The organism is Rahnella victoriana, assembly GCF_004330295.1.
GTDB lineage: Bacteria > Pseudomonadota > Gammaproteobacteria > Enterobacterales > Enterobacteriaceae > Rahnella > Rahnella victoriana.
In genome coordinates, this window is record NZ_SJOJ01000015.1 from 63,537 (window position 1) to 85,961 (window position 22,425).

General features: G+C 54.2%; 18 protein-coding genes. 10 read left to right on the forward strand and 8 right to left on the reverse strand.

The window, feature by feature from the left end:
- Positions 1-40: 40 nt before the first annotated feature.
- From EYY67_RS14055 to EYY67_RS14090, 8 genes are all read right to left on the reverse strand, one after another.
- On the reverse strand, positions 41-790 hold the full coding sequence (locus EYY67_RS14055) for a sugar phosphate isomerase/epimerase family protein (protein WP_095924018.1): 750 nt from the start codon (positions 788-790) through the stop codon (positions 41-43).
- 213 nt (positions 791-1,003) lie between these two features.
- A complete protein-coding gene (locus EYY67_RS14060) occupies positions 1,004-2,038 on the reverse strand; it encodes a LacI family DNA-binding transcriptional regulator (RefSeq protein ID WP_131693751.1) in 1,035 nt (344 codons plus the stop codon).
- A gap of 68 nt (positions 2,039-2,106) precedes the next feature.
- Positions 2,107-3,393, reverse strand: coding sequence for an MFS transporter (locus EYY67_RS14065; RefSeq protein ID WP_131693752.1), 1,287 nt, complete (start codon positions 3,391-3,393; stop codon positions 2,107-2,109).
- A 59-nt stretch (positions 3,394-3,452) separates the two neighbouring features.
- Positions 3,453-5,579 carry an alpha-galactosidase gene (locus tag EYY67_RS14070; protein ID WP_131693753.1) on the reverse strand — a complete coding sequence of 709 codons (2,127 nt, stop codon included), beginning with the start codon at positions 5,577-5,579 and terminating at the stop codon, positions 3,453-3,455.
- A gap of 142 nt (positions 5,580-5,721) precedes the next feature.
- Positions 5,722-6,729, reverse strand: coding sequence for a LacI family DNA-binding transcriptional regulator (locus EYY67_RS14075; RefSeq protein WP_095924014.1), 1,008 nt, complete (start codon positions 6,727-6,729; stop codon positions 5,722-5,724).
- A 113-nt stretch (positions 6,730-6,842) separates the two neighbouring features.
- The gene (locus EYY67_RS14080; protein WP_095924013.1) at positions 6,843-7,505 is read right to left on the reverse strand and encodes an OmpA family lipoprotein; all 663 of its coding nucleotides are present in this window, start codon (positions 7,503-7,505) and stop codon (positions 6,843-6,845) included.
- Positions 7,506-7,726: 221 nt separating this feature from the next.
- A complete protein-coding gene (locus tag EYY67_RS14085; RefSeq protein WP_095924012.1) occupies positions 7,727-8,170 on the reverse strand; it encodes an N-acetyltransferase in 444 nt (147 codons plus the stop codon).
- Complete coding sequence (locus EYY67_RS14090; RefSeq protein ID WP_095924011.1) at positions 8,167-8,739, reverse strand: DNA-3-methyladenine glycosylase I; 573 nt, start codon at positions 8,737-8,739, stop codon at positions 8,167-8,169. Before EYY67_RS14090 ends, EYY67_RS14085 begins: the two co-directional genes overlap by 4 nt.
- Before the next feature lie 193 nt (positions 8,740-8,932).
- Between EYY67_RS14090 and EYY67_RS14095 the strand changes: the two genes are divergently transcribed.
- The 10 genes from EYY67_RS14095 to EYY67_RS14140 all read left to right on the forward strand — a co-directional run bounded on the left by EYY67_RS14095 (position 8,933) and on the right by EYY67_RS14140 (position 22,422).
- Complete coding sequence (locus tag EYY67_RS14095; protein ID WP_095924010.1) at positions 8,933-10,939, forward strand: autotransporter outer membrane beta-barrel domain-containing protein; 2,007 nt, start codon at positions 8,933-8,935, stop codon at positions 10,937-10,939.
- Positions 10,940-11,127: 188 nt separating this feature from the next.
- Entirely contained in the window at positions 11,128-12,042 is a 915-nt protein-coding gene (gene glyQ / locus EYY67_RS14100) for a glycine--tRNA ligase subunit alpha (protein WP_014333298.1), read from the forward strand.
- A gap of 9 nt (positions 12,043-12,051) precedes the next feature.
- The gene (gene glyS / locus EYY67_RS14105; protein ID WP_131693754.1) at positions 12,052-14,121 is read left to right on the forward strand and encodes a glycine--tRNA ligase subunit beta; all 2,070 of its coding nucleotides are present in this window, start codon (positions 12,052-12,054) and stop codon (positions 14,119-14,121) included.
- Positions 14,122-14,404: 283 nt separating this feature from the next.
- A complete protein-coding gene (locus tag EYY67_RS14110; RefSeq protein ID WP_095924007.1) occupies positions 14,405-15,127 on the forward strand; it encodes a DUF3053 domain-containing protein in 723 nt (240 codons plus the stop codon).
- A 176-nt stretch (positions 15,128-15,303) separates the two neighbouring features.
- The gene (locus EYY67_RS14115; protein ID WP_119825556.1) at positions 15,304-16,098 is read left to right on the forward strand and encodes a DsbA family protein; all 795 of its coding nucleotides are present in this window, start codon (positions 15,304-15,306) and stop codon (positions 16,096-16,098) included.
- A 233-nt stretch (positions 16,099-16,331) separates the two neighbouring features.
- Positions 16,332-16,511 carry a hypothetical protein gene (locus tag EYY67_RS14120; RefSeq protein ID WP_095923999.1) on the forward strand — a complete coding sequence of 60 codons (180 nt, stop codon included), beginning with the start codon at positions 16,332-16,334 and terminating at the stop codon, positions 16,509-16,511.
- A gap of 30 nt (positions 16,512-16,541) precedes the next feature.
- A complete protein-coding gene (locus EYY67_RS14125) occupies positions 16,542-18,086 on the forward strand; it encodes an anti-phage dCTP deaminase (protein WP_131693755.1) in 1,545 nt (514 codons plus the stop codon).
- Between the two features lie 487 nt (positions 18,087-18,573).
- Positions 18,574-20,490, forward strand: coding sequence for a PTS mannitol transporter subunit IICBA (locus EYY67_RS14130; protein WP_131693756.1), 1,917 nt, complete (start codon positions 18,574-18,576; stop codon positions 20,488-20,490).
- Between the two features lie 98 nt (positions 20,491-20,588).
- A complete protein-coding gene (locus EYY67_RS14135; RefSeq protein ID WP_131693757.1) occupies positions 20,589-21,737 on the forward strand; it encodes a mannitol-1-phosphate 5-dehydrogenase in 1,149 nt (382 codons plus the stop codon).
- Positions 21,738-21,873: 136 nt separating this feature from the next.
- On the forward strand, positions 21,874-22,422 hold the full coding sequence (locus EYY67_RS14140; protein WP_014411435.1) for an MltR family transcriptional regulator: 549 nt from the start codon (positions 21,874-21,876) through the stop codon (positions 22,420-22,422).
- The last annotated feature ends 3 nt before the right edge of the window (positions 22,423-22,425 follow it).

Here is a 22,425-nt window from a genome sequence, read left to right on the forward strand (position 1 = left end):
TGTTTCTCCTGATAGTGCATCAGCACGGTCCCGACGGCGCTTACTGACGTAACAGTTCGACGTAATGGCGCGTCACCGCGGTCAGATCATCACCCTCAAGCGGGAATTCGATACCGCGTGGAACATCCTGAGGCAGGCTTTTCAATAAAGGTTCCCAGCTGCCATCGCTGTTATCGAGTGCGACGGCATGCCATTTCCCGGCCCGTTGTTCCGCTGCTTTAACATGCACATACCCTACATGTCGCGCCAGGCGCTCAGCGGCCACTGCCGGATCCTGTCCGACCCACAGCCAGTTGGCCATGTCGAACGTCATGCTCAGTGGCAGATGCAGTGATTCTGCGGCAAACATAAACGCATTAATGCGCGACAGAATGCCGTATTCCGGCGTCTGGTCATTCTCAACCACCAGCTTTACCGGACTGGATGCCAGCAAGACTTTCAGCGGCGTCAGGTCTTCGCCCGGCTCAAATTCGCCAAGGGAAAACTTGATGGTGCGGGCATTCAGCCTGCGCGCCTCTTCGAAATAGTGTGGTGCATCAGGATTAAGCTTGCCACCCGGCGCAAACAGGGCAAAAGGCACGGAGTACACGGCAAATAAACCGTTCTGCTGAATTTTTTCGGCCAGCGCAGGCAGGGAATCCAGATCGGCGGGAGAGAACAATTCACGGCGGATTTCCACACCGTCGGCCTTCGCTTCTGCGATGATCGGCAGGACTTCCGCCTGTCCGCCAAGGGCGTTGACGACGCTGTTTCCGTAAGCGGCGGTGACAATGACGACTTCTCTTTTCATGAACGTTTATCCTGTGAGGGCGCTGCGTAAAATGCGGCGCGGGCGATCATTTCCGAAACCTCATTTTAGTGGAACAAATGACGGGCCGTGCCGTTGTTAACGTTTTGTTTCGTTTTATACACGCTAATTGGAACCGGTTCCATGTGACAGGACAAAAGCACAAAAATATGATCCCGCTCACGAAGAACGGGGAGATAACAGGAAGGAAAAGGCTCAGCGGGCAGCCGTGGAACCGCGCGCCATCAGCTCGCCGGAAAACTCCAGATCGGTGACCGGTTCGGTATTGCCCTGGATCCGCGTCACCAGCTGACGCAGTGCCGCCACGCCCATCTCGTAGGTCGGTTGCCTGAGCGTGGTGATCCCGACGCCCGCCAGATCCGCCCACACCAGTTCGTCGAAACCGGATAAACCGATATCCGGCCCCCAGCGCAGATTCAGCCGCTGCATGGCGCGCGCTACCTGTAACGTCAGCGCACCGTTCACGCACATCACGGCTTTATGCTTATCCGCATGGCGCGCGACAAAATCCTTCAGCAGCGTATCCAGCCCTTCGGTATTGCTCAGCTCGATTTCGCCTTGTTCGGCAATATGTTGCGGGGACTGCTGCATACATTTCAGGAAGGCGTGTAAGCGGTCGAAACGGGTATTGATGGTGGCGGGTTCGCTGATGAACAGCAGGGCTTCAAAACCCTGTTGCAGAAGATGACCGGTCATCATCTGCGTGGCTTCGGCGTTATTCAACCCGATGACGTCACAGGCGAAATTCGCCACTTTGCGGTCGATCAGCACCATCGGTAAATTGGCCTGTTGCAGCGTGGAAATCGCCGCTTCGCGCATGCCCACGGCGTTCACCACCATGCCATCCACGCGATAACTGCTGAGCAGTTGCAGGTAATGCTTTTCCTGATCCAGCTCGTTGTTGGTGTTACACACCAGCAGGGTCAGCCCTTCCTGACGGCAGGCGGCTTCAACGCCGCGCATCACATCGACAGAATAGGGGTTGGTGATATCAGCGAGGATCAGCCCGATCAGACGCGTCTGGCCGCTTTTCAGGCTGCGCGCCATCTGGCTCGGCTGATAATCCAGCAGGGAGATGGCCCGTCCGATGCGCTCTTTCAGGTCATCGGACAGCAGGTGTTTTTCACCGTTGAGATAGCGTGACACGCTGGTTTTACCGGTTTTCGCGGCGCTGGCAACGTCACGTATCGTGGCGCGGACAGCCGCGCCCGGTTCCTGTTTTTTGCTCACAGCCTTTCTCCCCTCATGCTTGTCCCACGGAGACTAGCACAGAGTGCCGAAAGGCTGCATCCCGTAAGTCAGCGCAATCCTTCTGCCGTTTGCACCACCGGGACCACCTCTACCTTCGGCCTGCTGCTCAGGGTAAACGCCGAAATGATCGTCACGCCAAAGGCAATACCGCCGAGGATCAGATAGGTATCGCTGAAGCCGATACGGTCATACAAATTGCCCGCGAACGCCGAGAGGAAAATCGCAGCCAGCTGTTTGGCAAAGTTAAATCCGATCAGATAAATGGTCGCCGAGAACCGGACATCAAAAATCTGCGTGATGTATTTGAACACGCCGACCAGCAGGAATGGCACTTCCAGCGCGTGCAGCATTTTCAGCAGAATGACTTCAATCGCCGTGGTGGCAAAGGACGAGCCGACGATACGGATCGACATAATGGTGCCCGCCAGCAGCAGCGTATTTTTCGCGCCGATGCGGTTAATGATCCACGGCGAACAGAACATGATCAGCGCGTTACACAGCTCGCCCGCCGTGGTGACATAACCGAACATTTCCGTGCCCTGCTGCGGAGACGCGAAGAAGGTTTTGAAGAATGTCGCGAATTGCTGATCAAACACGTCATACACACAGGCCACGCCGATCACATACAAAATCAGCATCCACAGTTTGCGTTCTTTCAGTAACAAAGCCGCCGTTTTCAGCGAGAATTGCGGCTGATTGGCACCGAGTTTATCCAGAACCTGCGCATTTTTATTTTCCTGCGGACGGGCAATCAGCAGCAAAATCATCAAAATGATCGCCGCGCCGGACCCCATCCAGAACACGATGTCCGGATTGATGTTAAACAGCACGCCCGCCGTCGAGGCGCAAATTCCCCAGCCGAAGCAGCCGAACATCCGCGCCTTGCCGTATTCAAACGAACTGTTACGGCTGACCCTTTCGATATACGCCTCCGTGGCGCCTGAACCGCCCGCAAACACGAACCCGATATACGCGCCGCCAAGAATGGCGCCGAGCACGATATTGAGTTTTAACAACGGGGCGAAAACGTAAATGAAGAACGGCGCAAACAGGAACAGCAGCACCGCGATGATCCACAGCAGGTGTTTCTTCAGGCCGAGTTTGTCGGAAATGATGCCGAAAATCGGCTGAAACAGAATGGCAAACAGCGACATGCTGGAAAACACGATGCCGGTTTCCGTTTTACTAAGGCCGATCACGTCAGAAAGCCAGATCGGTAAAAACGGATAACAGGTCGCCATAATGAAGAAATAGAGGAAGAAGTAGCTGCCAAATATCCAGAAGTTAGTATTTTTTTTATAGAAGCAACGATCGGAAGTTTGTGTAGGGTTCATAGTGATTTCCTTGCCGAAACCATGAAAACCGGCACTGTCGCACCGGCGTTTTTTTGTTGTTATCTGATTTCTTCGAAGCCCAGCAGCAGGGCACTTTCCGGATCCAGTACCGGCAGGGTCAGCCCGGCATTGGCCAGCCATTCGCCGCTCAGCACCGGAGATTCATGCAGCCATGCCGGTTGCACCCGCATGGTGTGACCGCTGCCGCCGCCGGCCAGCAATGGCGGTTCATCCAGCACCGTCACGCGATAACGCGCATCAGGTTTCAGCCCCGGCACCCGTAACACACCGGGTAACGACCAGGTCGGCATCGCCAGCTGACTGACCAGAAATACTGCGCTGTCGGCGTTTTCACTGACCACGCCGTTAATCAGCACCGTCCCGTCATGGGTATCCACGCGGTAAACATCGCCGCTGTGCAATAAAGGGCGTAACTGCTGATGCAGGCGGGTGTATTTGGCGAAACCGGCGCGTTCCGCATCGCCTTCTTTCACCGGATCCAGTTCAATGCCCATGTGGCCGAACAGGGCGGTCAGGCCACGGAATTCGATGCTGTGCTGGCGCGAGGTGGCGTGGCACAACTTGTTGCCGATGTGCGATCCCATCACTTCCGGCGGGAAGAAATAGCTCATGCCGCGCTGAATTTTCTGCCGCTCCAGCGCGTCGTTATTGTCCGACGTCCAGAACCGGTGACTGCGTTTGAGCACCTCGAAATCAATACGGCCGCCGCCGGAGGCGCAGGATTCAAACTCGATCTGCGGGAAGCGTTCGCCCAGCACATCGAGCAAACGGTAAAACTGCTGCGTTTGCGCTGTCAGCGCCGCGCGGCCTTGGTGTCCCGGCTGAACGATTTCGCGGTTCATGTCCCATTTCACATAATCCACATCGTGCTCGCCGAGCAGCCAGCTCATGCGTTCCACCAGATAATCAAACACCTGCGGATTGTTCAGATCGAGCACAAACTGATGACGCCCGCTCGGTTGCTGATAGCCCGGCAATGCCAGCAGCCAGTCCGGGTGCGCGCGGTATAAATCAGAATCCGGGTTAATCATTTCCGGTTCGACCCAGATACCGAATTCCATGCCGAGTTTTTTGACGTGGTCGATCACCGGTTTCAGGCCATTCGGGTATTTCTTCTCGTCGAGATACCAGTCACCGAGTGCGGCGCGGTCATGGTCGCGACCCCGGAACCAGCCGTCGTCGATAATGAAGCGTTCCACGCCTAACGCGGCAGATTCAGTCGCCATCTGCATGATGTAGCCGGGATCGTGATCGAAATAAATCCCTTCCCAGGTATTGAGATGCACTGGTCGTGGTTTTTCTGTCGGGAAACGCAAAATCTGTTCACGCACAAAGCGGTGGAATTGCTGACTCATGCGGTTCAGGCCGCTGGCGGAATAACTGGCGTACAGCCACGGTGTTTCCAGCGTTTCGCCTTGCTCAAGACGTTGTTCGCCGGGGAAATACAGGGCTTCGGCCTGCACCAGACGGCGGCCATCCACTTTGATGTCGGCGCGCAGGCGGTGGTTGCCGCTCCAGCCCAGATGCAGGCCCCAGACTTCACCCTGTTCCTCACTGAAACCCGGATGACCGATCATCATCGCAGGGAAATATTCGGAAGAGGTTTTGCCACGGCGGTTTTCCTGAATGATGCCGCCGTGATCAAGCTGCGTGCGGTGCGGCTGGAATTCTTTGATCCAGCGGCCATGAAACGCCATCACTTCACCGGCACGCTCCGGCAGCGGCAGCGTGACGGCCAGCCGCGTTACCTGATAGGACCCGGGTTTGAGGTTGGTCAGGCTGTTGCGCGCCTGCAACACGCCGCTGTCGTCGAGGCGCAATTCACTGCGAAATTGCAGCCCGGCAATCGCGTCTTCGGTGGTGATGATGAGCTGATTTCCCTCGTGCTTCACCTGCGTGGTATTGAACACCGGCGACCAGTCCAGCCCGTCGCGATGGCCTTCCATGCCCGGCGTGCCAAAAGAGCCGCGCCCGGTATCGGCACTGACATTCACCGGCGCGTCGACATCAATGCGGCCGTTCGGTACCGCGCGGCTCAGGGAAATCAGGTCATCTGCTGAAAACTGGCTGAGGCGCTTTCCCCAGTAAAGGATTTCGGCGAACGGCGTGCAGCGGACGATCAGGCTGGTGTGCGCGGCGGTTAAATGGACGATCTGGTTTTCCATAGTTTCACGACTCCGTCAGAAGAAACGCGCCTGCAAAAAACGCGATTTGATGGTGTAACTATTGATCCGAAACGTTTCGGATGGGAAATGTGAATCGTCAGATTTGTGATATAGGGTGGAAAAATAACCGGAAGGGGAAATATCAGCGTGGTGGATGTACGGTGACGCCTGCCTGTAATTCCGGCTGCCAGAGCACCTGTAAATCCGTCAGCGGTTCATTGCGGATCAGCGCGAGAGTCATGGTGGCAATTTGCAGCCCGACCGCTTCGCGGGTGCCCTGCCGGACGGCGGTCACGGCGACATCGGGCACGCTGTCGGACGGCAATCCGTCAAAAATAATCAGCGACACGCCGCCGCTGAGCAACAGACCGGCTTCGTGCAACGCCAGCGCCGCGCCTTCGCCGTGCATATTGCAGTCGCAGACTATCGCCGTAGGCGGCACCGGTAAAGCCAGCAACGCCTGCGTGGTCTGATATCCGGCGCGACGGCTGGGGCTGATTTTGTGAATGTAATCCGGAACTTGCGTCAGACCGTTTGCCTGCAATCCGTCGAGATAACCCTGATAACGCTGTCCGATAAAGGACTGCTGATTGTTCTCGCCGAGAAACGCGATGCGCTGATGGCCGAGTGCGGCAAGATGATCGACTGCCATCTGCATACCGGCGCGGTTATCGAAATCAAACCAGGCGTAATCCTGCGTCAGACAGCCGCTGCGACCGAGCGCCAGAAACGGGAAATGACGCTGCTGCAAATCCAGCAGGCGCGGATCGTTATCCAGCGTATGCGCCACCAGCATGGCATCGACGCGTTTGCTTTCGATAAGACGCCGCCAGGAAAAGGTGCCTAATTCATCCGGTACCAGCAGTAAATCGATTTCATATTTGGCCAGTTCGCGGGTGATGCAGCCGACCATTTCGATAAACGCAGAGTTGCTTAACGGATGGGAAGTGAAGGGGAAAATGAGACCAACGGCGTCGATCTTACCCATTTTTAACCGGCGGGCGAGGGTATTCGGGCGATAACCGCGAAGCCGGGCGGCGGCCTGAACCCGTGCGCGGGTGTCTGCTGAAACGTCATCGTAACCGTTCAGCGCACGGCTGACGGTGGTCACGGAAATACCGAGATCTTTCGCGATAGCTTTCAGAGACATACTGACACCCGTAACGCAGTTGAGAAGACACGTTGCGGGAGAATATCACAAGCCAAACAAAACGGGGCCATGTGGCCCCGCTGTTATCAGGGGTATTACAGCGTTTCAGATTTTTACTGCAACGGACTCAGCGTGATTTCCACGCGGCGGTTCTGCGCTTTACCGGCTTCCGTGCTGTTGCTGGCGATCGGATTATCCGGGCCTGCACCGGTGGTATGAACACGGCTGCCTTCAACACCCTGAGTGATCAGTGCGCTGCCCACGCCGTCCGCACGTTGCTGTGACAGTTTCATGTTCAGCGCGCGGGTGCCGGTGCTGTCGGTGTAACCGACCACGTTAACGGCGGTTTTCGGATACTCTTTCAGCACCATCGCCACGCCGGTCAGCGTGTTCGCGCCTGCCGGTTTCAGCGTGCTGCTGTTGGTGTCGAAGGTCACGTTGTTTGGCATGTTCAGCACGATGTTATCGCCCTGACGGGTCACGCTGACGCCGGTGCCTTTCATTTTGTCGCGCAGTTTAGATTCCTGCACATCCATGTAATAGCCCGCACCGCCACCCAGTGCAGCGCCTGCCGCCGCGCCGATCAGCGCGCCTTTGCCGCGATCGTGTTTAGAAGAAGACAGCATACCGACGCCTGCGCCGAGCGCGGCACCAATACCGGCGCCAATGCCGGATTTCCCTGCTTCTGATTCGCCGGTGTAAGGGTTAGTGGTACAGGCAGACAGGCCAATCGTGACGCAAAGTACGCCCGCAACCACAAGTAATCTTTTGCTCATCTTATTTCCTTCAGGATGTTTATTATTCAGAACTTCACCGCTGCATTATGACTGTGCGCTTTCCGACAAGTTGCACAGAAAAAGGTGTCAAAACATAAACAAATGCAACGGGAGGACATCAGTCCTGCGGCGTTCCGGCGCTCTTTATGCGCAATTTCGGGGCGTTAAGCAGTAGGAGAATTCCGGATATCCGTTTTTGTCTTTTTACGGATTTTCAGAACTTATTCAGAAAGGGGACGATACCAGCGCAGAATATACGTGGGCATGTCAGTGCCGGGATGGCGGGTGCTGGCAGTGACTTCAAACTTTTCCTTGCGATAGAACGCCACCGCGCGGTCGTTTTGCTGATACACCTCCAGCAACAGCACCGGATATTCCTCTTTGGCCGCCGCCATCAGGCGCTGCGCGGTGCCGTCACCGTAATGCGAGGCTTCCACAAACAGCGCGCCGATAAACTGCTGATTCAGCACGCTGATAAAGCCACAAACCTGATCATTTTCGTCGCAATCAACCCAGGTTCTGGCTTTGGGCAGAAATTCTTCCCTGACCATTTGCAGGCTTTCAATCCAGTAGGATTCAGCAATAAAAGCATGGGAAAGTAATGAACTGCGCAGCCAGAGCATAAGAATGGCGTCGGTATCGCCGGGCCGCGCAGCGCGGATCATGACGGCTGATTCGCCGGATGGCAGAAGCAATAAGACTGATGATCGTTCACCAGCCCTGCGGCCTGCATAAAGGCATAACAAATCGTCGAGCCGATAAATTTAAACCCTTTCTTCTTCAGCGCCTTCGACATGGCATCGGACACCGCAGTGGTCGCCGGAACGCCTTCCGGGCCGAGCGGAGTATTGATGACCGGTTGATGCCCGACAAAGCTCCAGATGAATTCTGCAAAGTCTTCGCCGCTGGCCTGCATCGCCAGATACGCCTGCGCGTTGCCGATAATGGCTTTGATTTTGCCACGGTGACGGATGATGCCCGCATCGAGCACCAGACGCTCGACATCGTCATCGGTCATTTTCGCGATGCGCACCGGGTCAAAGTGGTGGAAATTCTGGCGATAGCTGTCGCGTTTTCTCAACACGGTGATCCACGACAGACCGGCCTGCTGGCCTTCCAGGCACAACATTTCAAACAGCGTGCGGCCATCTTTGATGGGGACGCCCCATTCCTTATCGTGGTACTCGAGATAAATCGGTTCTTTCGAAACCCAGCTGCATCGGGTGGTCGCCATGGGGTTGTCCTTGTAAACGGCTTAACTGCGCGGGCCTCAGTGTGTGGGTTCTCGGATAACTCTGCAACGTCGCAATTTACACACCCCCGCCTTGACGCTGGTCGGATCTGAACAATATTTAAAGCCAATCATTACGCATTCCTTACGTTTAATCATAGCGTTGAAACGTCCATATTTTAGGGAAATCACATTTATGGCAGGCAGAAAGAGTTCCGTTTTGCGCCTCACGAAAGGCGCTTTTGCTGTGGCGTTGTGTCTGGGGTTACAGGCTCCCGCACAGGCTTTTGATCAGCTTTATGTTTTCGGCGACAGCCTGAGTGACACCGGCAATATTGGCCGCTGGACGTTCGACAGCAGTTCGCATCAGCTCTATGACGAAATCCTCGCGGGCAATATCGGCACAACCTTAACCCCTTCCTCAAAAGGCGGCCTGAACTATGCCGAAGGCGGCGGCGTCGCGGTACCGGGGCTGGATTCCGACTACACCACGCAGGCGCAGGTACAAGCTTATCTGGCTTCGACCGGCGGCAAAGCCGATCCAAACGGGCTGTATATTCACTGGATTGGCGGCAATGATCTGGCGGCGGCGGCGCTGAGCCTTAACCCGATCACCGCGGTGGAAATCGCCACCAACAGCGCGACGCAGGCCGCCTCGCAGGTGAATGATTTACTGAAAGCCGGGGCAGGCACGGTCGTCGTGCCGACAGTGCCGAATATCGGCCTGACGCCGGTGCTGATGGAAGGCGTGATCCAGGTCGGATTGTTGCCGGTGCAGCAACAGGCGCTGGAAGCGGCCTACCAGTATCTGAATGCGCAAAATACGCCGGACGCCGATGCGCGTACCGAAGCCATCCATAATGCGCTGGCGGCGGCCGCCACGGAAGGTTCAAACATCCCGCTGATTCAGGAGACCCTCGCCAAAGGGCTGGCGGCGGCGTATGACGCCCTGAAAGGCGTCGCGGGCGGCCTGACGGACACTTACAACACCACCGAAGATATCGCGCTGGCCAGAACCGGCGGCAATATTGCGCGTGTGGACATTAACGGATTGTTCAACGAGGTGGTGGCCGATCCGGCGCTGTACGGTTTCGCCAATACCGCCGGTATCGCCTGTCCGGTCGGCACATCCGCCTCGGAATGTACCTCGGATCTGCCGGGCTTCGACGCCAGCAAAGCCTTCCTGTTTTCCGACCATTTCCACCCGACACCTCAGGCGCACGCGCTGATTGCGCAATATATGCAGTCAGTACTTGATGGCCCGCTGGAAGTTTCCGCGCTGAGTCAGGGTTCGCTGGCACTGGCGCGGAATACACAAGGGTTGCTCGACAGCCGTTACCAGCAATTGCGCACGCAGGACAACGACGCCGGAACCTTCGGCATGTTCGGGGGATATGCCGGACAAAGTTCGGACAGCAAATTCAATCCGTCACTCGGTCTGGGCGATGGCGATCTGACGTCTAACTCACTGAATATCGGTATGGATTACCAGTTTGCCGATCGCTGGATGATGGGGCTGATGCTTTCCGGATCTGATGATAAGGATGATCCGAGCGACCATTACAGCTACCGCACGCGCGGCAAAATGGCGACGGTGTTCACCGGCATCAAAATCGCCGAAAACGGCTGGATCAACGGCGATATGCACTACGGTTCGCTTAATTATGATGATATCAAACGCAGCATCACCCTCGGCCCCGCTACCCGCACCGAGCGCGGTGAAACGGACGGTAAACAGATGGGCTGGCGCGTGACCGCAGGCTGGGATTTCCCGGTTTTACCGGTGCTGAAAACCGGGCCGGTGGCGCAGTACAGCTGGGATTACAGCAGCGTGGAAGCCTACAGTGAAAAAGGCAACAACAGCACCTCGATGCGTTTTGGTGATCAGACTTCCCATTCACAAATCGGCGCGCTGGGCTGGCGTCTGAATGCCGAACTGGGCATCGTCAATCCGTATGCGCAGGTGACCTATGACCGTCAGTTTGGCGATAAAACTTACAGCACCACCGGCGCGATCAAATCCACCCGCACCCGCTTCAGCCGTACCACCGGCGAGCAGGACGACGACTGGGTTGATATGACCGCTGGCCTCAACGTGCAGATCACCCACAGTATTTCGGCTTTTGCTGCGATCTCGCAAACCACCGGGCTGGATTCCGGTGAACAAACCTCTTATAACGCCGGGCTGAGCGCACGGTTTTAAAGGCTAAAGGGGCGTTCAGCCCCTTTGTCATCAGATTTTGTCTCCATTCTATTATCCCGTTCTGTATTTTTTGGAATGCAAACTGACTTCAATGACTCCAATCTTAGTCATTCTGGCTGATTATCTTCCGTTCAGCGGGTATACTGTCGCACTCTCTTTAAACCCACTTTCTCGCGTGCGAATCCAACATGCAAAAGTTTGATACCAAGACATTTCAGGGCCTGATCCTGACACTGCAAGATTATTGGGCGCAGCAGGGCTGCACCATTGTTCAACCGCTGGATATGGAAGTCGGCGCAGGCACCTCGCACCCGATGACCAGCCTGCGCGCACTCGGCCCTGAGCCTTTTGCGGCAGCCTATGTTCAGCCATCACGTCGTCCGACTGACGGCCGCTACGGCGAGAACCCGAACCGCCTGCAGCACTATTATCAGTTCCAGGTGATGATCAAACCGTCACCGGAAAACATTCAGGAGCTGTACCTCGGCTCTCTGAAAGAGCTGGGCCTCGACCCGCTTATCCACGACATTCGCTTCGTAGAAGATAACTGGGAAAACCCGACGCTCGGCGCCTGGGGCCTCGGCTGGGAAGTGTGGCTGAACGGCATGGAAGTGACGCAGTTCACTTACTTCCAGCAGGTTGGCGGTCTGGAATGTAAACCCGTGACCGGTGAAATCACCTACGGTCTGGAACGTCTGGCGATGTACATTCAGGGCGTGGACAGCGTTTACGATCTGGTGTGGAGCAACGGTCCGCTGGGCAAAACCACCTACGGCGACGTGTTCCATCAGAACGAAGTGGAGCAATCCACCTATAACTTCGAATACGCCGATGTCGATTTCCTGTTCACTTGTTTTGAACAGCACGAGAAAGAAGCGCAAACCCTGCTGGCACTCGAAAAGCCACTGGCCTTGCCTGCTTACGAGCGCATCCTGAAAGCGGCCCATTGCTTCAACCTGCTCGACGCGCGTAAAGCGATTTCTGTGACTGAACGTCAGCGCTACATTCTGCGCATCCGTACCCTGACTAAAGCGGTAGCTGAGGCGTATTACGCTTCCCGCGAAGTGCTGGGCTTCCCGATGTGCAAAAAGAACGAGAAGTGAGATAAGTCAATGACTGAAAAAACATTTCTGGTGGAAATCGGCACGGAAGAACTGCCACCGAAGGCTCTGCGCAGCCTTGCTGAATCTTTTGCAGCTAACCTGACTGCGGAGCTGGATGCGGCGAATCTGCCACACGGCGACGTAAAATGGTTTGCCGCACCGCGCCGTCTGGCGCTGAAAGTCTCCGGTCTGCATGAATCCCAGGCTGACCGCGAAGTTGAAAAACGCGGCCCGGCTGTGGCGCAGGCATTTGATGCCGAAGGCAAACCAAGCAAAGCCGCTGAAGGCTGGGCTCGCGGTTGCGGTATCACCGTCGATCAGGCCGATCGTCTGGTCACCGACAAAGGTGAATGGCTGGTTTACCGTGCGCACGTCAAAGGCGAAAGCGCGCAACAGCTGTTGCCGGCGATGATCGCCACCTCACTGTCTAAACTGCCAATCCCTAAACTGATGCGCTGGGGCGATTCCGACGTGCAGTTCGTGCGTCCGGTTCACACTGTGACCCTGTTGTTAGGCGATGAGCTGATCCCGGCGAAAATCCTCGGTATCGAGTCTGCGCGCACTGTTCGCGGTCACCGTTTCATGGGCGAGCCTGAATTCACGATTGATAATGCCGATCAGTATCCACAGATTCTGCTGGAACGCGGCAAAGTCATTGCGGATTACGAACAGCGTAAAGCGATTATCAAACAGGATGCCGAGAAAGCCGCGAAAGAGATTGGCGGTATCGCCGATCTGAGCGAAAGCCTGCTGGAAGAAGTCGCGTCTCTGGTCGAATGGCCGGTGGTGCTGACCGCGAAATTCGAAGAGAAATTCCTGGCGGTTCCGGCGGAAGCGCTGGTTTACACCATGAAAGGCGACCAGAAGTATTTCCCGGTGTACGACGCTGCGGGCAAACTTCTGCCGAACTTCATCTTCGTAGCCAACATCGAATCGAAAGATCCGCAGCAAATCATTTCCGGTAACGAGAAAGTGGTGCGTCCGCGTCTGGCCGATGCCGAGTTCTTCTTCAATACCGACCGTAAAAAACGTCTCGAAGATAACCTGCCGCGTCTGGAAACCGTATTGTTCCAGAAGCAGCTGGGTACACTGCGTGACAAAACCGACCGTATTCAGGCGCTGTCTGGCTGGATCGCTGAGAAAATCGGTGCCAACGTCGAGAACGCCAAACGCGCCGGTCTGCTGTCAAAATGCGACCTGATGACCAACATGGTCTTCGAGTTCACCGACACGCAGGGCGTGATGGGCATGCACTATGCGCGTCACGACGGCGAGCAGGAAGACGTCGCGGTTGCACTGAACGAACAGTATCAGCCACGCTTTGCGGGCGACGAGTTACCGGCTTCGCTGGTAGCGTGCGCGCTGGCAATCGCTGACAAGATGGACACCCTGGCCGGTATCTTCGGCATCGGTCAGCATCCGAAAGGCGATAAAGACCCGTTCGCATTGCGTCGTGCCGCGCTCGGTGTTCTGCGTATCATCGTTGAGAAAAACCTGCCGCTTGATCTGCAAACCCTGACCGAAGAAGCCGTGCGCCTGTACGGCGACAAGCTGACTAACGGCAAGGTTGTCGATGAAGTGGTTGATTTCATGCTCGGTCGTTTCCGCGCGTGGTATCAGGAAGAAGGTCACGCGGTCGATACCATTCAGGCTGTGCTGGCACGTCGTCCGACCAAACCGGCAGATTTCGATGCCCGTGTGAAAGCGGTGAGCTACTTCCGTACGCTCGATGAAGCGGCAACGCTGGCAGCGGCCAACAAGCGCGTGTCCAACATCCTGGCGAAATCCACGGACGTTCTGCTGGATCACGTTCACGCTTCCGTACTGAAAGAGCCTGCTGAGCTGAAACTGGCGACGCATCTGGTGGTTCTGCGCGACAAACTGGAACCGCTGTTTGCCGCCGGTCAGTACAAAGAAGCGCTGGTGGAACTGGCTGCGCTGCGCGAAACCGTCGATACCTTCTTCGACACCGTCATGGTAATGGATGAGAACGAAGCGATTCGTATCAACCGCCTGACGCTGCTGTCTAAACTGCGGGAGCTGTTCCTGCAGGTGGCGGATATTTCGCTGCTTCAGTAAATTTAGCTTTTGCGCCCTCCCCTGCGAAGGGGAGGGTTGGGGTGGGGTATTACAGCAACATCAAAAGTTGAGGTATGCGTTGACCCTTGTTTTGTCATTAAAACCCCCTCCCGACCTCCCCCTTCGCAGGGGGAGGAGCAAGGCACCTTATCGGATGCCAATTTCTACGCTTTTTTAAAAAGCGTTCTCCCCCCAATTGTTCTATTCTATAACCCGCATGGAATGCACAGCATCGGCAGGGAACTGGCCGGTAAAAGAACATTGAAATCAGGAGTCAGGACTCATGGCTGTAGGGATCAGAAGCGGTGCATTTTCTCGCTGGCTGGCGCCGTTTATCGCACTGCTGGTGGTGTTTCAGCTCACTGCATGCGGCGATAAAGAACCGGAGCAACGCAAAGCCTTTATCGATTATTTGCAAAATACCGTGATGCGCAGCGGGCAAAATCTGCCGTCGCTGAGTGAAGATCAGAAACAACGTTTTGGTAATTACGCGAATGACTACGGCATCATTCTGTCATTCTCCCGCCAGATGAAAGGTGCCGTTGAAGGCAGCCTGGTGCCAGTGGTCAGCGCGATTGGTCAGGTGCGTACGCCGCAGGATTACATGACTCAGCGCAGCGCGTTGCAACAGGCGGCAAGCACGCTGAGCTTGCTGAATGCGCAGTTGCGTGACTCAAAAGTGAAAGCCGACACCGCGATGGCGGCATTGAAACAACCGGACGATCTGAAAGCCGTTTACGGTCAGGTGTATAACAACGTGGTGACCCAGCCTGCAAACGTGCTGACGCCGCTGGTGCCTGCACTGCAAAGCTTCACGCAGGATATCGCGTCTGTGGGTGATTTCCTGCAACAGCAGGGCACTCAGGTTGCTTTCGCCAACGGCGGCGTGCAGTTCCCGACGCAGCAACAGGCCACGCAGTACAACACCATGATGTCGAATCTGGTGGGTAAACAGCAGACATTGCTTCAGGCGCAAAAAGTGGCGCAGGGCGATTTCGGCAACTAAGCCACAATGATCTTCGCCAATGAGCCACGTCATCTTGTCGTGGCTTTTTTATTGCCTCTGATCCTGCCCGCCTGTTTATAAAAAATGACAATTTTTTTCCTGCAAACGTGGCTGAATTCCTCTACTTTTGAAGGCAACTGTCCGTTTTTCCCCGTATTTCACTTTAAGGATTTTTGATGAAACGTCAGACGATGACTCTGTTGGCTTCCCTGGTGCTGGCACCGACGCTGGCTTTTGCTGCCGACAGCGCAACCGCAGATTTCACCCCGGCGCAGCAGGAAGCCATTGGTAAAATTGCGGCGGATTACATGTTGCAGCACCCGGAAATTCTGGTGCAGGTCAGTCAGAAACTGCAGGCGCAGCAGGCTGATCAGCAACAACAGCAAACCCTGAGCGCAGTGCTGGCCAATACCAAAGCGCTGGTGAATGATCCGGCCACCCCGAGCTACGGCCCGAAAGACGCCAAAGTGGCATTCGTGGAATTCTTCGATTACCAGTGCCTGTATTGCAGCCACATGGCGCCGCTGGTTGAGCAAACCGTGAAAGCGAACCCGAACGTGCGTTTCGTCTTCAAAGAATGGCCAATCTTCGGTGATCGCTGGAAAGCATCCATCACCGCCGCAGAAACCGGCATGGCGATCTGGAAAGAGAAGGGCGCGCAGGCGTATTTCGACTATCACAACAGCATTTACCGCACTGGTCACGATGAAGGCAAGCTGACCGATGCGGATATCGCAGGTGCAGTGAAAGCCGCCAAAGCCACAGCACCAACCGACGCACAGCGTAAAGCCACGCACGAAGCCATCGCCGCAAACGACGAGCTGGCGCGTACATTGGGCTTCAGCGGCACGCCTGGTTTCGTGGTGATGCCAACCAGCGGTGCCACTGCAGAAAACACCACCGTGCTGCCGGGCGCTGTCTCCGCAGAAGAATTGCAGGCAGCCATTGTGAAGGCGCAGGGCGGGAAGTAATTTTTGCTTCAATCCGGCAGCCTGTGCTGTCGGATTTTCTTCTCAGGTATAGTTTGGAAAGCACTTCTCAGTATTGAATGTAACGGCTGAAACTGAGTAAATTTTTACTCACTTCGTGGGTTTTGACGTGGTAACCTTCTTTTCTTCATGGATATTCATCCAATGAAACAATCTCTGATTCTGGGGTCTGCCAGCGGAGTTTACTTAATTTTTACTGATTACATGGATAGCTTATGATTGTTCAATTCGCTGATTATGCTGCGTTGAAAACGGATGAACAGCATTCCGAATTCTCAGCAGTGGAGAGCTCGGGATCAGAGCACATTATTGATCTTTCGGCCCGGCGTCAGTCTGCTGCATATAAAAAGGCCATGGCTCAGGTTTTGGAAGAAGCAGCCAAGCTAGACTGGTAACATTCAGGCTGTCCAGTCATTGGAGTGTCTATGGCTGAACCGGCAAAAAAAATCATTTCATTACCTGCATCAAATCAATCATTCGGCAACAATAACAGCATTGATGATATTCGTGAGCGCCGCTCACAGGAACTGGTCATCGGACTTTGTGGGGCGAGTGGATCAGGGGTTAAAACCCTTAAAGAAAAAATCATCACTAAACTTAAAGCCTGTAATTATCATGTTGTGCATATAAGAATTAGCGATTTAATGGCAGACACCCTGTCAGCTGCTGAAGCCGCAGAGTTAAAGAAACTTGAAGGCTATGAGCATTTTATCCAGTTGCAAAATCTCGGTAATACTCTGCGTGAAAAACATGGCAATATCATTAACTCCGAATTGGTTATCCGGAAAATAAAAGTTATCAGGACGGCAAATTTAAATACGGGAGATTTTAAAGGAGCATCAGGAAAATCAACCAGTAAAATAGCTTACATTGTCGATCAATTAAAACATCCTGAAGAAGTTGATCTCTTTCGTGAGGTGTATCGTAATAATTTTTATCTGATCGGCTTAGTGAGAACGATTAATGAAAGAGTTATTAATTTGAAAAAGGATTTTCTTAACGATTATCAGATTGCCGAAATAATCAGGCGCGACAGGCGTTCCGAGTACCCTTATGGTCAACATGTCGAGGACACATTGCAGTGTGCCGATTATTTTATCAGGAACATAAATAATGATCAGATTAAAAAATCGATAGCCCGATTTATCGACCTTGTACATGGCGCAAATAATGTGAGTCCCAGCCAGGATGAAACCGGCATGTTCACCGCGAATTCAGCCGCATTACGTTCTGCCTGCTTATCGCGTCAGGTGGGGGCTGCTATTATGGATGATAATTGCAATATCCTCTCCACTGGCTGCAACGATGTACCTGCTGCAGGTGGTGGTCTCTATTCCTGTGAAAGCAAGAGCGATAAACGCTGTTATAATAACGATGGCTGCCATAATGATATGCACAAGGATTTAGTCAGGCGTGAGGTCGAAGCAGTGATCGCCCGAAGTGATCCGTCACGGGCGCATGAACTTGCAATACAGATTATGAAGACCCCAAAAATAAAGTCCCTGATTGAATACTCTCGTGCTATTCATGCTGAAATGGATGCAATTACAACGATGGCGCGTCTTGCGAATGCAACTACGTGTGGTAAGACACTTTATTGCACGACTTATCCTTGCCACAACTGCGCGCGACATATTGTTGCCGCTGGCTTGAAGAGGGTGGTTTATATCGAACCTTATGCCAAGAGTCTGGCTGAAGACCTTCACGGTGACTCGATAGCGCACGCCGACAGTACGGATAAAACTAAAAAGGTTATTTTCGAGAATTTTGAGGGAACGGCACCGAGGCGGTATTCAAAATTTTTCGGTTATAGCCGTCCAAGAAAAGATGACAGAGGCAAGCCAATTTCTTATGAAATCCCTGCTTCCCATCACGTTGATCCACAATATCTGGATAGCTATGGTGATTCTGAATCAAAAGTGATTTTGAATGTTACTCATAAGCTTCGTGATGAACCTGTCCCCGATTAATGAAGACGCGGGTATTCCGGATACCCGCTCCCCCTGTAATTTTATTTCAACATCCCCTCTGTAAACTCACTTTTCCTTTCCTCTGACACGTCTGAATGCTTTTTAAGCGAAATACGCAAGTCCGGCCAAAAATACTTTGTGATGAATATCACGTTTTTATGATAAAGACTCGTTAACAAATAGTGACTTAAGTCACATTTTTTGCGGTGTCACGCTTAATTTATCGTCAGTGTAGCTGGGTTACAACCTGTTTTTGTGATGGTGATCACCAAAATGCAGGGGGTAATGACCGTATACATGTGATCTCCATCACGGGCAGCCGGGTGGCTACGCGAGGCCTATAATCACGTGGTAGAGTCCGCCTCGCAGACAGCAATTCGACGGACGGATTTTTAAAGCAGTGGCACAAAAACCGAAATAACCGTCACCGATAATTAACTGATATCACGCGCTCTATTGTCAGCGCGTATCAATAGGGGTGCGTTTTATGTTTTCACCAGACGTTAAGATCAAAGTTCAAAACTTTGGTCGCTTCCTGAGTAACATGGTAATGCCCAACATCGGCGCGTTTATCGCCTGGGGTATCATTACCGCTCTGTTCATTCCTACCGGCTGGATCCCTAATGAAACATTAGCGAAGCTGGTTGGCCCGATGATCACTTATCTGCTGCCATTGCTCATCGGTTATACCGGTGGTCGTCTGGTCGGTGGTGACCGTGGTGGTGTGGTGGGTGCAATCACGGTAATGGGTGTGATCGTGGGTGCGGATATGCCAATGTTCCTCGGCGCCATGATTGCAGGTCCGCTGGGCGGCTGGTGCATCAAGCGTTTCGACCGCTGGGTTGACGGTAAAATCAAAAGCGGCTTTGAGATGCTGGTTAACAACTTCTCAGCCGGTATTATCGGTATGTTGCTGGCGATCCTGGCCTTCCTGGCGATTGGTCCGCTGGTAGAAGCGCTGTCTAAAGTGCTGGCGGCAGGTGTGCACATCATGGTTATTCATAACCTGTTGCCACTGGCTTCTATCTTTGTTGAACCGGCGAAAATCCTGTTCCTCAACAACGCCATCAACCACGGTATCTTCTCTCCGCTGGGTATCCAGCAGGCGACTGAAACCGGTAAATCAATCTTCTTCCTGATCGAAGCGAACCCGGGTCCGGGTATGGGCGTCCTGATGGCGTACATGTTCTTCGGTCGCGGCAGCGCCAAGCAATCTGCGGGCGGCGCGGCAATCATCCACTTCCTGGGTGGTATCCACGAAATTTATTTCCCATACGTTCTGATGAACCCGCGTCTGTTGCTGGCGGTGATTCTGGGCGGTATGACGGGCGTGTTCACCCTGACCCTGCTGAACGGCGGTCTGGTGTCTCCGGCATCTCCGGGTTCTATCCTGGCAGTCCTGGCGATGACGCCAAAAGGCGCGTATTTCGCTAACATTGCCGCCATCGTGGCAGCCTTTGCGGTCTCCTTCGTGATTTCTGCTTTGCTGCTGAAAACCACTAAAGCGAAAGACGGCGACGATCTGGACGAAGCCACCCGTCGTATGCAGGATATGAAAGCCGAGTCTAAAGGCGGCAAACCTGCTGCTGCTGCGGGCGTAGCGGGCGACCTGTCTACCGTACGTAAAATCATCGTTGCCTGTGACGCCGGTATGGGTTCAAGCGCAATGGGTGCCGGTGTTCTGCGCAAAAAAGTGCAGGATGCGGGGCTGACCAATATCAGCGTGACCAACAGCGCCATCAACAACCTGCCTGATGACGTGGATCTGGTGATTACGCACCGTGACCTGACTGAACGCGCGATGCGTCAGGTGCCACATGCACAGCACATTTCGCTGACTAACTTCCTCGACAGCGGCCTGTACACTGACCTGACGTCACGTCTGGTGGAAGTGAACAAAGCCAGCCAGTACAAAGAGAAAGTGACCACAACGCTGGGTGACAGCATCGTGGCGGACAGCGAAAACGAAAACCTGTTCCGTATCAGCGAAAGCAACATCTTCCTGAACCTGCAGGCGAATACCAAAGAAGAAGCTATCCGTTTTGCCGGTGAACAACTGGTGAAAGGCGGTTATGTTCAGGCAGAATATGTGGACGCGATGCTGGCACGTGAGCAACTGACCTCCACGTATCTGGGCGAATCCATCGCCGTGCCACACGGCACCATTGAAGCGAAAGATCGCGTTCTGAAAACCGGTATCGTCTTCTGCCAGTATCCGGCGGGTATCCGCTGGGGCGAGGATGAAGATGACCGCGCACGTCTGGTCGTCGGTATCGCAGCGCGCAATAATGAGCACATCAACGTGATCACCAAACTGACCACCGCGCTGGATGAAGACGGTGTGATCGAACTGCTGGCGAATACCCACAGTGTGGAAGAAGTGCTGAACATTCTTCGCGGTTAACAGTGAACGTTTAATCGAAAAGTAATTACTAAGCGGGTCTTGCGAGACCCGCTTGTTGATTCGGAGCCGGGTGCTCCTCACGATTTGAAGGAATAAATATGAAAGCATTACATTTTGGTGCAGGTAACATTGGTCGCGGTTTTATCGGTAAATTACTTGCTGATGCCGGGATTGAACTGACGTTTGCGGATGTCAGCCCTGCCTTACTGGATGCGCTGAACAGCCGTAAAGGTTATGACGTGCACGTTGTCGGTGAACAGGCCACCGTTGAGCCTGTCAGTAATGTGAATGCCGTGAACAGCGCCGGTCAGGAGGCCATCAACCTGATCGCGGAAGTCGATCTGGTGACCACCGCCGTCGGCCCGACCGTACTGGAAAAAATCGCGCCAAACGTGGCTAAAGGTCTGGTGCTGCGTCATCAGCAGGGCAACGAAAAGCCCCTGAATATTATCGCCTGTGAAAACATGGTGCGCGGCACCAGCCAGTTCAAACAGCACGTATTCAATGCGCTGCCGGAAGAAGAAAAAGCCTGGGTTGACGCCCATATCGGCTTTGTCGATTCCGCCGTGGACCGCATTGTGCCTCCTGCCGCCGCAGGCACCACCGATCCGCTGGAAGTGACGGTTGAAACCTTCAGCGAATGGATTGTGGATAAAACCCAGTTCAAAGGCGAATTGCCGGACATCGCTGGCATGGAACTGACCGATAACCTGATGGCGTTCGTCGAGCGCAAACTGTTCACCCTCAATACCGGCCATGCGATCACCGCATATCTCGGCCAGCAGGCGGGTCACGCGACCATCCGTGATGCCATTCTTGATGAGAAAGTGCGTCTGGTGGTTCGCGGAGCGATGGAAGAAAGCGGTGAAGTGCTGATCCGTCGTTACGGTTTTGACCCGGAAAAACATGCTGCCTACATCGAAAAAATTCTGTCCCGTTTCGAAAACCCTTACCTGCATGACGATGTCGAGCGCGTTGGCCGCCAGCCGCTGCGTAAACTGAGCGCAGGCGATCGTCTGATCAAACCGTTGCTGGGTACGCAGGAATATCGCCTGCCGAACGACAATCTGGTGAGAGGCATTGCCGCCGCCATGCGTTACCGCAGCGAGCAGGATCCGCAAGCGAAAGAACTGGCAGAACTGCTGGAGAAAGTCGGGCCAAAAGCCGCCCTCGCCCAGATTTCAGGTCTGCCGGAAGAAGGCGAAGTTGTGGCGAAAGCCGTCGCTCTCTACGAATCGATGCACTGATACTGCGTTTATTTTGATTTCGCCAACACCAGGCAAAGAAAGCCCTGTCGGGCAGGATGTTTCTGCCCGACATGCGCGCATCATGGATGACGCCAGGGGCGCTGTCAGCATCGGCTCTTTACTGCAAGTAAGCCCTATGGAAAAAGCTCAGGCGTTTGAAAACCGGGTACTTGAAAAGCTCAATGCGGGTAAAACCGTGCGCAGCTTTTTGATGACCGCCGTGGAATTGCTGGCCGAAGCGCTGGATATTCTGGTAGTGCAGGTTTTTCGCAAAGACGATTACGCAGTGAAATATGCTGTCGAACCCTTACTGACCGGCACCGGTCCGCTCGGGGATTTGTCGGTGCGTCTCAAACTGATTTACGCGCTGGGCGTGATCAGCCGTCATGAATACGAAGACGCCGAATTACTGATGGCGCTGCGTGAAGAGCTGAATTACGACGGTGAAGAGTATCGTTTTACTGATGATGAAATTCTCGGCCCGTTCGGTGAACTGCATTGTGTGACGGAACTGCCTCCGGCACCGACATTCCTGAAACCGGGAGAAGCCGACGAATCGCTGATCGCCATGCAACGCCAGCGTTACCAGCAAATCGTCCGCTCCACGATGGTCCTTTCCGTGACCGGGCTGATCGCCCATATCAGTAATCAGCAGCCTTCCAGGCTCTCTCCCGTTCAAAAATAAATC